This is a genomic window from Malikia granosa (genome assembly GCF_002980595.1).
GTDB lineage: Bacteria > Pseudomonadota > Gammaproteobacteria > Burkholderiales > Burkholderiaceae_C > Malikia > Malikia granosa.
Window position 1 is genome coordinate 1 of the sequence record NZ_PVLQ01000088.1, and the last position, 14,752, is coordinate 14,752.

The following is a 14,752-nucleotide window of genomic DNA, read 5'->3' on the forward strand; positions in this document are numbered from 1 at the left end:
TCATCCGGTCATGGGGCTGTGGTCGTCGCAGACCTACATTGTCAGAGAGACTGGCTCAGGCCTCTCGGGCACCTTGAAATCACTCGACCTGGACCGCGTCTGCTGTAAGGAGCAGGCTCTCCACCCTGAACTATCGTTGAATAATTCCCAGCTTGAGCCAAAGCCCCTACCGTGAGTGCCGTGACAGAATCGCCTGGGGAGGAGATTCGATCACCCTGCAAATGCTTAGTCACCGGCCACCCGCGTCGTGGCATGTCCGTGTAGTTCCCTGCTGAGACCACAAACAAAACACCATGCTTGGCTGACAAAGCATCCAGCGCCTGGGCAAACTCGCTGAACTCCTGTTCATTGCAGCCTACTTCTGCCCCAAGCGAAAGATTCCATATCTTTACATCAGGCGTTTGGTCAACTGCATCTCTCAAACGATCAATAAGATCAGAAATGTATGACTTTGCAACCTCCAGCCCTGCTACATCAAACACTCGGCAGGGGCTCCTGGGGAATCCCGCATTCAACTGATGCCCTGCAACTACCAAACTTGCCACGGCAGTACCGTGTACGTGATCGGTATCAGGTGGAAGTACGAAGGTATTACGACCAACCACCCAAGGCTCCAGTTGTGAATGCCCCGGTGCTACGCCTGTATCAAACACCGCGACCACTGGCCATGCTTGATCCGGAGGAGCAATCGGTGTCAATGCAGGCACTCCCAAACTGATGGCACTGCCGGGATTGCTGGCGGCGATCATAGGACTGGGGTCCGCACGACGCAATCCGGGGTAGCTAAGCAGGGTGTCCAGCATTTCGTCCGTCCACTGGTCCATGTCTAGCAGCTCCAGCAATGGAGCTTGCGTGTCGTGCAACAAGTGGCGATAGCGTGCATTGACTCGCTTCAGCAAGCGTTCAATGTTCTGCCAGTTGGCCTTGGTCTTTTCCTCAGCGTTATGGTAGGAGAAGGGCTGCAGCAGCGTGCGCCCCGCATTCCGCAGACTGGCCGTGCCACCCGGATTCCGGCGCGCACGACTCCAGGGCGCGAAATGCATGATCGTGCTCAGGTTGGCCCTGGTATTCTGGGTTTCATCGCTTTCGATCAGCCTGGCCAGCTTGTCTATGCGCAGTCGATCGACACCAATCAGCATTTCGTTGAGTTTGGCATGTCCCGCCAGCAACGCCTCGCATTTCGCGGCCAGGTGCAGTGGACGATGACTTTTTGCAATGGCCTTGTCACGCAGCGTCAACACGAGCGTTGACCAAGACTCTTGATGCCGAACCAATTCATGCTCTACCGCCTGCTGGCTGCGAACCAGGGTAGCACCCAGGGTGGCACGGTAGGTGCGATCAACATCCACACCAGGCAGAACTTTCGCTCCACCTCCTGGGCTGATGTAGCTTTGCAGGTCTGCACCGTCAAACGGAATCCGAATAAATGGGTTTTCCGCGCTAGGTTTCAGGTCGCTGCGCTGGCTTGCGCTGCTTTGTCTTGGTTTTTTGGCCATCTTGTACGTCTCCCTTGATGATTCGGCTCATGGCGTGAACCGTGGTCCCGTATAAAGCGCTTAACGCGCGCAGTGAAAATTCAGACTCTGCCCAGCGCCGCAGCCACCGGACTTCCTGTTCCTTGGTACTCAGTCTTTCGCCCATCTGCAGGGCAAGTGCCAGTCCCAAGCGGCGATAGAGCTCCAGGCGCTGCACCGTGTTGGAACCGGACAAAATGGCGTTGCGCTTGGCATCCATGCAAACCTGCTCGATCAGCGCACCAGTGGCGCCGTCTGCCAGTACGGCCACACTGCGCAGATCCACGTCGGGCGCGATAAATCCTCCCAGGCAACGGGAAAACAGGGCCTCCCGCATTGCCTCATCGGGCAAGGGCATGGGTATGTGAGTCGCAAACCGTCGCCAGATGGCGGGGTCTAGCAGCTGTTCATGATTGGTGGCGGCCACCAGTACTGTGCTGTCAGGCAGAGCATCAATGTTCTGCAGCAGGGCAATGACTACTCGCTGCAACTCCCCCACATCGCGCTCGTTGCCACGCGCTCCTGCCAACGCGTCGAACTCGTCTAAGAAGAGCACGCAGGGGGTTTGCTGTGCATAGTCGAACACTTGGCGCAAGTTGCGGCTGGTCTGCCCCAGCAAGCTGCTCACCAGCGTGTCGCATCGCGTGGTCAGCAGCGGTAAACCCAAGGTGGCGGCAATCCAGCGTGCGGTTTGCGTTTTTCCTGTACCTGGTAGTCCATAAATGAGGATTCGGTTCGGGATCGCCACGCCAGCGCTTGCCAGCTGGTCGTGATGTCGAACGCCGCGCACAAAGTCATCCAGTCGTTCGGATATCGCGTCGGGCAACACCAAGTGCATCGCCTCTACGCTGGGAAGGCTGACATCCACCGTGTTGAGCCTGCTGTCGTTGTCTGCAGGCAGCTTGCCTAGGCTTACGCCTCGGCTGGCATCTTGCGCCATGGCCAGCGCCATGGGAGCGCGCGCCAAGCGCTCGCGCACCATGCGCGCCTGCGCGCGCTGACCTTCCTGCTCAAGCTTGTCGGCAAGCAAGCCAGCGTAGTTGGAAGCCATGCTGGCGTTGGCCTTGAGCGCACCGTCAAGAATTTTCAGCACTTCAGAAAGATGTTCCATGCCCACAAACTCCATTTTCTAGAAAACGTTTGATTTTATGCGGGCAATGTTCGCGTTAAGAAGGTACTTGTTTGTAGTTTTTGCGTATCTGTTTGACTCTATCGATATGCTCGCACAAGCCTGTCAGCATCCGTTGTAGTTCTTGCGCCCGCTGGGGGTGAGTGTGTAAGTGCCGCCGCGCGGGCCGGTGTAGCAAGTGCCGTCGCCGGCCTGCGAGCCGCTGGCGTAACTGCCCGACGAGGCCTGACGACTGCCGCCGGATCGACTCTTCGACGGTGCCTTGTACGAGTGGCTCGAGTAGCTGCGCTTACCGCCGCCACGGCCGCCTCTGGCCAGGACATCAGGCGAAATGGTCCCCAGCATAAAGGCCGTCAACAGCGCGGTCGTCATCAACTTCATCTGCTCTTCTCCTAGTGGTGCATCGGGATGCAGGCAGCTTGTGCGACAAGCATGAAAAAACCGCCGGTTGGCGGTTGCTTGGCATGGGGCTTGCGCTCCAGATCACCTGCAAAGTTTGCATATTGCAATGCAGTCTATCATCAAAATACGCATTGATACATGGGAACTTTCTCCGCCGGCACTCAGCTTGCTCGGACAGAACTCGCCCGCCGCCGTGCCAGAATCGAGTACAGCAGCCGGCGGCTGATGCCGAACTCCCGCATCAGCTCGGCATGGTTGCGGCCGTTGAAGCGCTGCCAGACGGCCTTGTCCCGGGCTGTGCGCTCGTCGCGCTTGGGCACGTAGCGCCCGCCGATCAGCGGGCCCAGCCGCCGCGCCATCAGCTCGGCCAGGCGCTCGACCTCCTGTCGTGTCGCCATCGGGTGAAAGACTTCGCGCAGACCTCGATCTAGGTGGCACTCGATCAAGATGCAGGTCACGTCATGGCGCAGCGTGGCGCCGTCATCAATCGCGTCGGTCAAAACTCCATCCTTCATCGTTGCGTGGGGTGTGTTTTCTGGTGGGGGCCGCGGGGGTCTCCAGCGGCTTGCGTACGATCTGCCCGTTCACGCCCTGGGTCAGGGCAATCGGCTGCGGCGCGCTGAACAGGTCTGCCGGCGGCTGCACTGCCTGCTCGATCTGCTGCCAGCGGCGGTCGGTGTGGCTGTGCAGGCCAAGGCCGAAGGCGGCGTGCAGCGCGTAGTTGCGGCAGTCCAGCACTTCGTTGCGCGGCCGGCGCTTGACCCACTTGTAGATGTCGCGGCCCTTGTGCTTGGCCAGGATGCGCTGCTCGGCGGTCAGCTGCTCGAACCACTCGCGGGTCAGTTCGCGGCTGAAGTGCACGTAGCCGGGGCCCGGCTGCTCGAGCGCCAGTTGGCCCAGCAGCAGGTCCTTGGCCGTGTCCACGCCGATGATCCAGAGCTTGACGCCGTTGGGCCATTTCTGGCCGCGCCAGTTCACTTCCTGGCTGCTGCTGGGGCCCAGCACCGGCTTGTGCTCCTCGCTCGAGCCCTTGACCGGGCGCAACGCCGGCAGGCGCGTCTGGTTCAGGCGCACCCAGTTGTAGACCGCCTGCGTCTGGTCGGACGAATCGATGCTTATGGCGCTGATGCCCAGGCTGCCGCCGTGCCAGGCCTGCGTGTAGCGGCGCTGCAGATAGGTGGTGACCTGCTCCCAGTCGGATTCGCTGGCGGGGTTGCCCTCGATGACGTGGTGCTCCACCACCCACGACTCCAGCCCCCTGCCCCAGGCCCAGACGGCGATCTCCCAGCGGTCGCGCTGGACGTCGATGCCGGCGGTCAGTACCAGGCCGCCAGCAGGCACGGTACACAGCGGGTAGTCCTCGGCGCGAGCCTGCAGGGCGTGCTCGTCGCTGCGCTCGCCGTTGAGTTCCCAGGTCTCGCCCAGCGTCTCGTTGCGGAACAACTGCATCGGGCCGACGTCGCCGCGCTCGAGCGTGGCCAGCGCCTGCTCGAACTCCAGCACGATACTCGGCCAGCTGCGCTGCGGGCTGTAGGCCGCCCAGACATGGACACCCAAGGTGCGCGGCGGACGCGTCGGCATGCCGGCCTGGTCGCGCCAGACGCGGTCGATGCCGTAGCGCTTGCCGGTCTTGCTGCAGACCCAGGCCCCGGCCATGGGCTGGCCGCCCTTGAGGTAGTCGGCCTGGGTGATGCTGCCATGGCAGTGCGGGCAGACGTGGCGCACCGTGTCGGGTTGGCCGCGCTCCCACTTGAAGCCGTGCGGCTTGTCCTTGCCGCCCCACAGCAGCGGGTGGTCGGCACCGCAGTGCGGGCAATCGATGTGGAAGCGCACCATGCCGTCGGCGTTGTCGGCGGCGCGCTCGACATGGCTCAGGCCCTTGATGCGCGGCGTGGTGCCGCCGACGAACTTCGGGTACGGCGCGCCCTCGAGGCGGCCCTTGGCCAAGCCACCCGGGTCGCCCGACTTCTCGACCTGCTGATCGAAGCCGTCCCACTCGTCCAGGATCGCCACCGCGACCGTGATGCGGCGGTACGCGCGCGCCGCCTTGCCGCCCAGCAGGTGCAGCACCGAACCGCGAAACTGCTTGAGCTTGATGGTGTCCTCGACGCCCCGGCCCTGCTTGCGCATGACTCGCACCGCCTCGACCAGGTCGAGCACGGGCTCGATCTCGCTCTTGACGTAGCTGTCGCGGTCGTCGTCGGTCGGCTGCCACAGCGCCTGCTTGCGCCGGCGGTGCGCGATGTTGTAGGCGATGAAGGCGGTGACCATCTTGGTGTAGCCCACGCGCTTGGACTTCATGATGGCCAGCTCCTCGATCTGGTCGTCGCTCATGAAGTCGAGCATCCCGACCTGGAAGGCCCAGGCCTCCCAGGCGCCCTTCTGGTGGCTGGACTCGCCCGCCAGCTCGAAGTGCTGCGCCGCCCAGTCGCTCAGGCGCTGCGGCACGTCGGCGCGCAGGCTGTCCATCCCCAGCCGGGCGGCGGCCTTGATCGCGGCAGCGGTGCGACGATGCAGCATCAGTCCTGGTCATCCATCGTGAAGCCGTCGAGCTGGTCGTCGTCGGCCTGCTCGGCCAGCAGATCGTCCAGGCTGCGGTCCACCAGCTGCGCGGTCGAGCGGATCCACTCGTTGCGCGCGCTGGCGATGACGGTCATGATCGTGGTGCGCGCCTCGTCGGGCAGGTCCGGGCAGGCCTTGCGCAGCGCGCCGTCGAGCTGCTCGAAGCGATCGACCACCGCCGCGCCGGCTGTGGCCAGCACATCGGTCAGCAAGCCGACCGGCGCAAACTCGCCTCGGGCGACGTCGTTCTTGAGCGCCTGGGCAATGCGCTGCTCGCGCGCCAGGGCGGCCCGCTCCTGCACCAGGTCGAGCCCACCGCTCTCGCTGCCCGCGCGGCCGGCCGCCTGGTCGCGCAGGCGCTCGCAGTAGCCGATCAGCCATTCATGGGCGGTGTCGCCGCGCACGATGATGCCCTCGCTCACCAGCTGGCTGACGCGGGCCTCGCTGACGCCGATCATCTGGGCAAATTCAGCCTGGGAAACCGTCTGGTCCAAAACGGGGATGATCTTCACTTAACCCCCTTAGGCGCGCCATGCAACAGTCCGAACACGCGGCTGAATGAACCCGCCCTGGCCGGAGCCTGGGAGGACCCGTGATGGGGGTGCCGCCTCATGCCCCGCCCCCTCGGGTCTGCTGCATTCGGATCAACGACTTCTTCAAGGCCTGGTCTATTTCCTCGACGGCGACGGCATTGCCCAGCTGCTGGGCGCGTTCGATCAACGACAGTCGCTTGCTGTAGGTCGCGTCCTTGTGGAACAGGAAGACTGCCTTGAGCGAGCCGTCGCCCATGCGCTCATAGATGCCAGGACTGACGCGAGAGGCGTTGGGTCTGACGACGATATAGCGCCGGCCGCGCTTGGCCTGCGAGGCCAGTCGCTTGTCAGCGTTCTTGCTGATGACATGCTGGTAGCCCGGCGAAAAATCCTTGCCCAGCTGCGAGATGACGGCAATGATCAGCGCGCGCGAGACGTTACCGTAGCTGTCGCGCTGCGCATGCTTGCCGGGGACGGTGATATAGCCGCGCGGCATGGCACCCGACGCGATCAGGGAGCGCTCGAACTTCTTCACCAGACGGCTGCCGGCAAGCTCTTGCGGCGCCAGGTAGGCGGCCGGAGCCAGGCCGGCCATCCGGTCCTTGAGCTTGACCTCGGCAACCAAGTTGTTAGCTGACGCCCCCCTGAACATCGAGGCCGAACGGGTACGCGCCACGGGCTTGTCGATCTTGTCGTTGATCTGACCTTGCCAATCCTGCGACACACGCTTTGCAGCAAGAGTCAGGCCGGTAGCAAGCGCGGCATTCATGCGGCGCTCGCTGAAATCCTTGAACTGCGCTTGCAGCCCCTTGAGCCCAGTCACTTCGATCTTGATCATTCGCTTACTCCCCTCGCCTGTAAGGCGACACAGTCGGTTTGCTGCCCAGGTCGGCTCCGGCGATCAGACGCCTGGCGATGCTCAGCTCATCGCGGTTGACCGGCAGGCGCAGCACGTCGGCGCGATGCACCAGGCGGCGGGCATGGTCGTAGCCGAAGGCGGCACTCATGTCGCCGCGCGCACGGCCGCCGGCTCCGGTCATCAGGTCACGGCCCAGGCTCATGCGGCGACCCTCCCGCGCATGGCGTCGATCTGGGCCCGGATGTGGGGCGGCATGGGTGCGGCCCGGGCAGCATCGGCCTCGATGCGCTTGAGGGCCGGGTCCTTGCCAGCACGGCCAGGCACGGTGCTGCGGACGAGGTCGGACTGAGCCTGGGCAAAAGTCGGGCGTGCGGCCTTGGCCTGCGTCGGCAGCGCGCCGGCATGCAGCTGCCCGGCCAGCTCGGCAGCGCGGCGCCGCTCACCGGCGACTATGCCGACGGCGTAAGGGAAGCCCTTGCCCTGCTCCAGGGCGCGATAGGCCGCGTTGACGAACTCGTCAAGGTCGGCGCCGGCCCGCAGCAAGGCGCGCAGTCGGGCATCGCCCGGCCTGGCGTCCGGGATGCCGACGGCGGTCATGGCCGAGCAGACGACCTCCTCGGGGGTGTCGTCGGTGCTCGAATCGTTGACGGCCGCGACAGCGGGCACGGCATCCGCTGCGTCCTGGGCGGCCAGGTCGGCGCAGGATTCGTCAGCCTCGACCAGGTCGTCGAGGTCCACATAGCCCTCAAGGCTGGAAAACACCCCGCCCTCGGCGCCGCCAGGCGCAACCCCCACAACCCCCGCAGGGGGGTAAGGGGGGTTATCTCTTTCTCTATCTCCCTCTCCCTCTCTCTTGCGATCGCTACCCGAATCGGGGGGCGATGGCTGTTCTGTTGCACCCCGATCAGCCAGGTGACGAGTGGCAATCTGGACGGCCAGCTTCTTCTTGAGAGCCGGGTGCTGCGGGGCAATCTCCCGCAGGCGCTCGATCGCCTCGACCAGCTTGGCTTGTTGCTCGCGGGTATCCACCTTGATGCCCCAGCGCCGCGCATTGCCCAGCAGGCCCGATATCGAGGTGTGCAGCTTCTCGATCCAGGCAGCCAGCGCCTTCTCGGCGACGACGGGGTGATAGAGACGGCCATCGCCACCATCGACCCAGCCGCGCAGGGCATGCTGCTTGACCTGCGGCCAGTTGGCGCCAGCCTGCGACAGGTGGGCCAGCATGCGGTCGTTGTTGGGCACGCTGGCGGCCGGCACCTGGTGCCAGCTTTCCAGCCACAGCGTCATGGCGGCGGCACGCTCGTCACCGGTGCCAAGGATCCAGGTTTCAGAGGTCAGCAGACGGCGCACGTCAAGCTGCAGGAAGGCGAAGTCACGCAGATCGCAATCCGCGGGGGCCAGGGGTTTCATGGGGGTATCGCTCATGTACGGCTCCCGATGTCGGCGTCGGGGAACCACTGGATATCGCGCACAGCCAGCACGTCGACAGCAGCGACGGCCTCGGTGGCAGCGTGGTGGTAGATGTAGGGCACACGGTCCAGGCCGCCCAGGCGCTCGACCAGGAAGGCGATCGTCAGGCAGAGGTTTTCGACCATGGCGTTGCTGAGGGCCAACTCGAAGAACTCGTGCATGCACCGCTCCTCGAGTTCAGCCATGGCGGCGGCAGTGATCATGTGGGTCATCGGATCAGCTCCACCTGGCGCGCGACCGCATAGACCGGCAGAGCGCTGCCGCCCGTCACGGTGCAGGCGCGACGCTCGCCGCGCGCCAGATGGCGGCCGGCGACCAGCGAGGTGATGCGCCCGCTGATCTGGTTGGCCGACACACGGCGACCGAGCTGCTCTTCCATGAGCAGGCAGATCTCGTTGTTGGTCAGGTCGCGGCGACGGCGCGCGTGGCCCAGGCGCACGGCGTTCATGACCAGTTGCTCTTGCCGGCTGAGCTGGGCTGCCGACATGGCCTTGAAGTTGTCGGACTGGATGTCGCGACTGGTGACGGTGGTGGGGGTATGCATGGCAGGCCTCACGGGTGGATATCAGGCTGGCGACGCAGATGCGCCGGCTTGCCGGCCAGGTTGTTGGCCCGGCAAGACTCGAGCAGTGACTGCATCGTCATGACCAGGTCGGTGGACTCGCGCTCGATCGAGCGCAGCTCGTTGTCGCTCACGAAGCCATCGGTCATCGAATCGAGCACGGCGCCGACCAGTTGGCCAGCCTCATGCACATGGGCCGACAAGCCGCTCACCACGCTGGTCGAGGCCACATGCGGCACTGCGAGGTCCGACATGAAGCGACCACGGCTCTCGGCGGCCACGCAGTGAGCCAGCGCCTGCGCGTTCGGGCTCTCGACCTCGGCGCACAGCTGCGCGATGGTCACAGCATCGACCAGGCCCAGCTTGTGGGTGGGCGAGCCGTTGAGCTCCTTGCGCAGCACCTCGTCGGTCTTGCCCAGGCGCAGCGCGACGGCGGGACGGCCGCCGGGATAGTTGTCGACCATGCGCCGCAGCGCATCCAGTGCATTCATGTCCGGAACTCCTGAAGGAGGACGTTGCTGATATCGAGGCCGGGCCGCACACTGGCAGGCATGACGTCGACCAAGGAAGATAAAGCCACCGACCCAACCTTGACCGCGTGCGCCCGGGAGGATGGCGCGGCGGAATGGAGGCAGGACAGGTCAGCCCGGACAGCCGGACCAGCGTGGTGGAAACTGGGGCGGGCGTGAGGTACGCGCATGGGGGCGGGCCGGTACAGTCGGCTACGATGGCAGTTATCACACTGAACACCGTTACCGAAGGACCAACCCATGAAACGGGACATGGACTTGATACGCCGCATCGCTTTCGCTACAGAGGAACTGGAAAGCGGACAAACACTGGATGGACTCGAGGACGTGGAACCTGCAACATTCGCGCAGCATGTCGTCTGGATGAAGGAAGCTGGCCTGGTAGAAGCCATCGTTCCGACTCGCCTGAGCGGAGAGGGAGACTTCGCGATGGTCAATCGATTGACATGGCAAGGCTGCGACTTTCTCGACGCAGCACGCGACGAGGGGCTATGGTCCAAAGCCAAGGCGACAGTCATCAAACCCAGCGCCTCATTCACTTTTGGGCTGCTGAAGGACTGGCTGACCAGCGAGATCCGGCAGGGCCTTCCGACCCTCGGGATGTGACTCCAACACGGTCAGCAGCTCTACCGCACAGGCCTGCACGCCGTGCAGCACGGGAGGGTTGCTGGCCAGGTGGTGCACAAAGCCAATCCGATCACGGAACCGGATATCAGAGCCAGCTGCCCGGAGCCAGGATTGGACCAACTTCACCAGTTGCTGTTCGAGAGTGGGGTCAGACATCACGCCCCCTGCCCGGCCGTGGCCGTTTCAATATCGCGCCCGACGGTCGCCACGATGGCGGCCGTGCCGCGCAAGTAGGCCCAGTCCACGTCAGGGCGCAGCTCTTCGCAGCTCACCGCACCGGAGGTGGCTTTCTCGATCTCGATGCTGCGCTCGGCAGACGGCCGAGACAGGCCGACAGCCCACTGGTGGACTGCGCCCTGGGTGACGCCCAGCTTCCGCGCGAGGTCCACCTGCTTGTGTTCGGACAGGTAGGTCTTGAGGTTCATGACCGAAGTATAGCCCGGCTACACATTAAAAGGAAGCCCGGCTAAATACTCTTTTTAATAGCACCGCTATATTTCAGCCATGACCAAAAGCGAGACTCAGTTCAGGGCGTCCAACCTCACAGATAGTGAGCAGGAAGACATTCAGCGCCTGAAGCGGCTATTTGATGAAAAGGCCGGTCTTTCACAGAAGGACTTCGGCTCACGCTGGGGCATCGGATCGCCAGGCATGATGTCGCAGTACCTAACGGGAAAAAGGTCACTCGGCCTGGCTGCAGCGATCAAGTTCGCCAAAGGCCTCGGCGTTGAGGTGGCTGACATAAGCCCTATCCTGGCTCGTCAACTACCACCTGCCACACCGACGCCCGCAGCCAGCGATGCCGTCGTGCCGGCAACGAACGAACAGGCAGGGCCTCCCGAGGGCTACATCCGTCTGGAGCACCTGTCGGCCCAGCCGTCCATGGGCCACGGCGCCGTGGTGGATGAACTGGAGCAGGTGGTCCAGCACCTCGATGTTCTGGAGCGCTGGGTGCGCGAGGAAGTGGGTAGCGTGGACGCGCAACGCGTCAAGGTGCTGACCGCCAAGGGCCGCAGCATGTGGCCGGCGATCAACCACCGAGACCTGGTGTTCGTGGACGTGGCGCAACGCGTGATCGACGCGCCCGGCATCTATGTGGTCCACGTGGCCGGCCGGCTGCTGCTGAAGAAGGCGCTGATCCTGGCCAACGGCACGCTGGTGCTGCGGAGCGAGAACCAGACCGAGTTTCCCGATGAGGAGCGTTACGATCTGGCCAAGGAAGGCGACACCATCACCATCTGCGGCAAGGTCCTGGCATGGTGGTCGCTGCGCAAGGGCTAACGAACCGGCAAGAGAACAGCGCGTGAATGCTAAACAAATGGAAAAATTGACCATCTGCGGCCGGGTCAAGGCCTGCCTGATGGTGAAAGGATTTTTAAAATGAAGCCCAAGGCGATCAAGCCCAACGTTGAACTGTTGGACTTCGACCCTGAGAACCCTCGGTTTTTGGATGTCGAAATGGGCGGGAGCATTGACGAAGCGGCAATCCAGCGCATGATTGAGCTGGAGAACATAGATGAACTTGTCGGCTCCATCGGCAACCAGGGTTTTTTCCCGGGTGAGCCACTGCTGGTGGCCCCGAATCCGGCTGACAGCGGGCGTTATATCGTCGTGGAAGGCAATCGACGACTGGCAGCTTTGCGGGTGCTCAACGGGTTAATCCCAAAGCACCTCATGACTAGGACACTGGTCGACGCAGTGGAGCAAGCCAAGGAAAAACCAGGCGAAGTCGATTGCTTTCTGTTTCCACAGCGACGCGACGTACTCAAGTACCTAGGTTTTCGCCATATTTCAGGTCCGCGTCGCTGGGAGCCGTTATCCAAAGCACGCTACCTTGCGGACTTGGTCAGAAACTTTTATTCAGACCGCTCCCTAGAAGACCAGTTGCGCGCCGTGGCGCGTGACATTGGCAGCCGCCGTGACTATGTGGCTCAGCTACTCACGGCGCTCAACTTGTACGAGCGCGCCCGGACTGCGAAGTTCTATGACCTGCAGCGCGTTGACGAATCTGACATCAGCTTCTCCCTATTGACCACCGCGTTATCGTATTCCAATATCGTCAAATTCATCAACTTGACAAGTCGGGATGCGGTGAATGTGGAAAATGTCAACGACGGGCATGCCAAGGAACTTTTGGCATGGATGTTTGCGCAAAACGAGAGTGGCGAAACCGTACTCGGTGAGTCCAGAAGACTCAAGTACCTGGCGGCTGTCATGGGCTCGGAGCGAGCGCTTGTGGAACTTCGCAAGAACCGCGACCTGGACCAAGCCTATGTATTCACCAATGGACCGGTCGAGACATTCACAAAGCTACTCAACTCCATCGAGGGCGATCTCACGAACTGCATGGGACTGCTTGGAGGGGACGTTGCTCTGGACACATCGCACGAAGCCATCCTTGAACGCATAGAGGAAAAAGCAGGAAACCTGCTGCTGCTGGTGCAAAAAACAATTCGTCAGAACGACAAGAAGAAACGGGCGCAGCTCATAGACATAGAGGTCGACCACAATGGCTGACCCTTTGTTGCTGCCGCTGGACGTAGTGCCGCGCCACTCGTATTCATTTTTATGGGCAGACTATGTCGAGCTGCTCTGCCTGTCCAGCCGCAATGGCATGGTGTCCAGAGGCAACCTGCAGGCACAGGTACAGGAGTCTGAAGACGTGCAGGCAGACTTTGACTCTGAAGACGCGCCAGACGAGGGGGATGCCGACCCCGGACCCGACATGCTCAATGACAAGGTATCAGCCAAGTGGGATGACATTCGCCAGCGACTTCTGGTGCGCGAAAAATCGTTTCCAGGCTGGCCTTTCGAGCTCGACGGTAACACTCTGCGCAGCAAGTTCGACCACGACAACGACGCGCACCAACTCTATGCAACGTTGCTGATCGCTTCGTCCATGAGGCTTTGCCACGATAAACGTGCCGGCGAGGTAAGCGCTGCTTTCGAGGAAATCGCCTACCACTGGCTGCGACAGTCGCTCAACGAGCTCTGGGAGGTCCGCCCTTTCGGTGCACACCAGACGTTGCCAAATGCCTATACCGGAACCCTGTATCAAAAACTGCAGGCATTTGCCGCCGACATTGAAGGGGTTCTGTTAAAAAATCAAAATGACTATGACCCCAGGGACACTGGTGACGGCGGCATCGACGTCGTTGCTTGGCAAAACATGGGCGACCGGCGCGGGAATATTCCCGTCATCTTTGGTCAGTGTGCGTGCTCCCCAACCGACTGGGAAAGCAAACAGCTCGATGTGACACCAGCTTCAACAGAAGCCCACATCCATCCACAACACCCTGGTGCCGCTTATTGCTTTATTCCACACGATTTGATGCAAAGCGACAAACAATGGCAGCGAGAGTCACATGTTAAGCGAACGATCATGGTCGATCGGGTTCGGCTTTTGAGACTTTTCGACAAGCTTAAATCTTGGAGCAAGCTGCCCAAGTGGGAATTTGTAGCTGAAGCGACCCAAACAAACGCCGTTGCGGCGACTTAACCCCACACGTCGGGCAACGCTTTCACCACCGCCTCGAACAAAGGCGGTGGCACGGCGTTACCAATCACCTTGTAGCGCATGTCCAGACTTCCGGCAGGCGTGTCGGGAAACACGAAGTCATGCGCAAAGCCCTGTAGCCTGGCCGCCTCGCGGTAACTGAAGCGGCGCGCTGGCGCATCAGTCTCGAAACTCCAGACGTTGTGCTCCTGCTTGATGAGCCTGGGGCTCATGGGGTGCAGGGGGACATGACGCGGGTTGGCCACGATGGTCTTGGAGACCTCGTCCCACGCCCTGCGGCGATCACGGCTTAGGTAGTACCAGTGGAACTCGCGGGCGTAGAACTCGCCCTCAGGCCAGGCAGGCAGGTCGCCGATCGCATCCCGGATCGTGACGTGCGGCTGCTCGCAGCCCGGTCCATGAGTCGGCTCGGGAAAGTGGTACTCGACGCCCAGGTCGTTTCGCACACCCACGATCAAAATGCGCTTGCGGTCTTGCGCCACGCCGTAATCGGCAGCATTGAGCACCTGGGCCTTGACCTGGTAACCGGCGTCGGTGAAGACCTTGAACTGGTCCTGCAGCAGGTGGGCAAAGTTCTTGCGCACCATGCCCGAGACGTTTTCCACCACAAAGGCCTTGGGGCGGATAGCATGGAGCGCTCGGGCGAACTCCAAGTACAGCGTGTTGATCGAGCGTGAGGCCTCGCGCACCCCGCCCTGGCTAAAGCCCTGGCAAGGGTAGCAACCCACCAGCAACTCTGCATCCGGGAAAGTTTCGATTTTTGCTACATCGTTAAGCCGGTAGTCGGTTGCGGCGTGGTTGGCCAGATACACATCCTTGGCGTAGGCCAGCTTGTCGTTGGCCATCACCACATCAAAGCCGGCCGCGATCACGCCGGCGTCCGAGCCACCGCAACCCGAAAACAAGGAGACCGCCTTCATGGGCTGCCTCGCGTGGTGCGGTATGTCTTCATTGTTTCCATCATCGTCCTCCATTTTACCGGCCCCGCCCGTCAGCCCCGTGCCGCCGGTGTCCGACCCTGCGCACAGCCCTGGATCAGGCCGGTAT

Annotated in this window: 18 protein-coding genes; 4 read left to right on the forward strand and 14 right to left on the reverse strand. The window is 62.4% G+C overall.

All coding sequences use genetic code 11. The annotated features are described in order from the left end of the window. Window positions 1-41: 41 nt before the first annotated feature. The 12 genes from C6P64_RS15845 to C6P64_RS15900 form a co-directional block, all read right to left on the reverse strand. Window positions 42-1,496 (reverse strand): S8 family peptidase, encoded by a 1,455-nt coding sequence (locus C6P64_RS15845; protein WP_105749510.1) that lies wholly within the window; start codon window positions 1,494-1,496, stop codon window positions 42-44. Then, window positions 1,441-2,625 carry an anti-phage ATPase IteA gene (gene iteA, locus C6P64_RS15850; protein ID WP_245911762.1) on the reverse strand — a complete coding sequence of 395 codons (1,185 nt, stop codon included), beginning with the start codon at window positions 2,623-2,625 and terminating at the stop codon, window positions 1,441-1,443. Before iteA ends, C6P64_RS15845 begins: the two co-directional genes overlap by 56 nt. Window positions 2,626-2,748: 123 nt before the next feature. Further along, entirely contained in the window at window positions 2,749-3,024 is a 276-nt protein-coding gene (locus tag C6P64_RS18365; protein ID WP_211296868.1) for a hypothetical protein, read from the reverse strand. A 182-nt stretch (window positions 3,025-3,206) separates the two neighbouring features. After that, complete coding sequence (locus tag C6P64_RS15860; protein WP_170073128.1) at window positions 3,207-3,545, reverse strand: Mor transcription activator family protein; 339 nt, start codon at window positions 3,543-3,545, stop codon at window positions 3,207-3,209. Continuing rightward, a complete protein-coding gene (locus tag C6P64_RS15865; RefSeq protein ID WP_105749512.1) occupies window positions 3,529-5,565 on the reverse strand; it encodes a phage terminase large subunit family protein in 2,037 nt (678 codons plus the stop codon). Before C6P64_RS15865 ends, C6P64_RS15860 begins: the two co-directional genes overlap by 17 nt. After that, a complete protein-coding gene (locus C6P64_RS15870) occupies window positions 5,565-6,119 on the reverse strand; it encodes a hypothetical protein (protein ID WP_245911763.1) in 555 nt (184 codons plus the stop codon). The genes C6P64_RS15865 and C6P64_RS15870 overlap by 1 nt, the downstream gene beginning before the upstream one ends. Window positions 6,120-6,216: 97 nt before the next feature. Next, a complete protein-coding gene (locus tag C6P64_RS15875) occupies window positions 6,217-6,978 on the reverse strand; it encodes a hypothetical protein (RefSeq protein WP_105749513.1) in 762 nt (253 codons plus the stop codon). Between the two features lie 4 nt (window positions 6,979-6,982). Next, window positions 6,983-7,201, reverse strand: coding sequence for a hypothetical protein (locus C6P64_RS15880; protein WP_105749514.1), 219 nt, complete (start codon window positions 7,199-7,201; stop codon window positions 6,983-6,985). Beyond that, window positions 7,198-8,424, reverse strand: coding sequence for a DUF1376 domain-containing protein (locus C6P64_RS15885; RefSeq protein ID WP_105749515.1), 1,227 nt, complete (start codon window positions 8,422-8,424; stop codon window positions 7,198-7,200). The genes C6P64_RS15880 and C6P64_RS15885 overlap by 4 nt, the downstream gene beginning before the upstream one ends. Continuing rightward, window positions 8,421-8,681, reverse strand: coding sequence for a hypothetical protein (locus tag C6P64_RS15890; protein WP_105749516.1), 261 nt, complete (start codon window positions 8,679-8,681; stop codon window positions 8,421-8,423). The genes C6P64_RS15885 and C6P64_RS15890 overlap by 4 nt, the downstream gene beginning before the upstream one ends. After that, window positions 8,678-9,013: a hypothetical protein gene (locus C6P64_RS15895; RefSeq protein ID WP_105749517.1), complete on the reverse strand. Its 336-nt coding sequence runs from the start codon at window positions 9,011-9,013 to the stop codon at window positions 8,678-8,680. The genes C6P64_RS15890 and C6P64_RS15895 overlap by 4 nt, the downstream gene beginning before the upstream one ends. 8 nt (window positions 9,014-9,021) lie before the next feature. Further along, on the reverse strand, window positions 9,022-9,522 hold the full coding sequence (locus C6P64_RS15900; protein ID WP_105749518.1) for a phage regulatory CII family protein: 501 nt from the start codon (window positions 9,520-9,522) through the stop codon (window positions 9,022-9,024). Window positions 9,523-9,801: 279 nt separating this feature from the next. Here C6P64_RS15900 and C6P64_RS15905 point away from each other — a divergent pair, with 279 nt between their 5' ends. Beyond that, window positions 9,802-10,167 (forward strand): DUF2513 domain-containing protein, encoded by a 366-nt coding sequence (locus C6P64_RS15905; RefSeq protein WP_105749519.1) that lies wholly within the window; start codon window positions 9,802-9,804, stop codon window positions 10,165-10,167. A gap of 176 nt (window positions 10,168-10,343) precedes the next feature. Here the strand turns inward: C6P64_RS15905 and C6P64_RS15910 are convergent, their stop codons facing one another. Continuing rightward, window positions 10,344-10,613, reverse strand: a complete 270-nt coding sequence (locus tag C6P64_RS15910; RefSeq protein ID WP_105749520.1) for a transcriptional regulator — start codon at window positions 10,611-10,613, stop codon at window positions 10,344-10,346. A 79-nt stretch (window positions 10,614-10,692) separates the two neighbouring features. On the opposite strand from C6P64_RS15910, the gene C6P64_RS18020 reads away from it, so the two are divergent. From C6P64_RS18020 to C6P64_RS15925, 3 genes are all read left to right on the forward strand, one after another. Then, window positions 10,693-11,469 carry a LexA family transcriptional regulator gene (locus C6P64_RS18020; RefSeq protein WP_146115950.1) on the forward strand — a complete coding sequence of 259 codons (777 nt, stop codon included), beginning with the start codon at window positions 10,693-10,695 and terminating at the stop codon, window positions 11,467-11,469. A 99-nt stretch (window positions 11,470-11,568) separates the two neighbouring features. Next, window positions 11,569-12,705 (forward strand): ParB N-terminal domain-containing protein, encoded by a 1,137-nt coding sequence (locus tag C6P64_RS15920; RefSeq protein ID WP_105749522.1) that lies wholly within the window; start codon window positions 11,569-11,571, stop codon window positions 12,703-12,705. Continuing rightward, window positions 12,698-13,687 carry a hypothetical protein gene (locus C6P64_RS15925; RefSeq protein ID WP_105749523.1) on the forward strand — a complete coding sequence of 330 codons (990 nt, stop codon included), beginning with the start codon at window positions 12,698-12,700 and terminating at the stop codon, window positions 13,685-13,687. The genes C6P64_RS15920 and C6P64_RS15925 overlap by 8 nt, the downstream gene beginning before the upstream one ends. On the opposite strand, the gene C6P64_RS15930 is transcribed toward C6P64_RS15925, so the two are convergent. Continuing rightward, complete coding sequence (locus tag C6P64_RS15930; RefSeq protein WP_105749524.1) at window positions 13,684-14,625, reverse strand: DNA cytosine methyltransferase; 942 nt, start codon at window positions 14,623-14,625, stop codon at window positions 13,684-13,686. The genes C6P64_RS15925 and C6P64_RS15930 overlap by 4 nt on opposite strands. Window positions 14,626-14,752 lie beyond the last annotated feature (127 nt).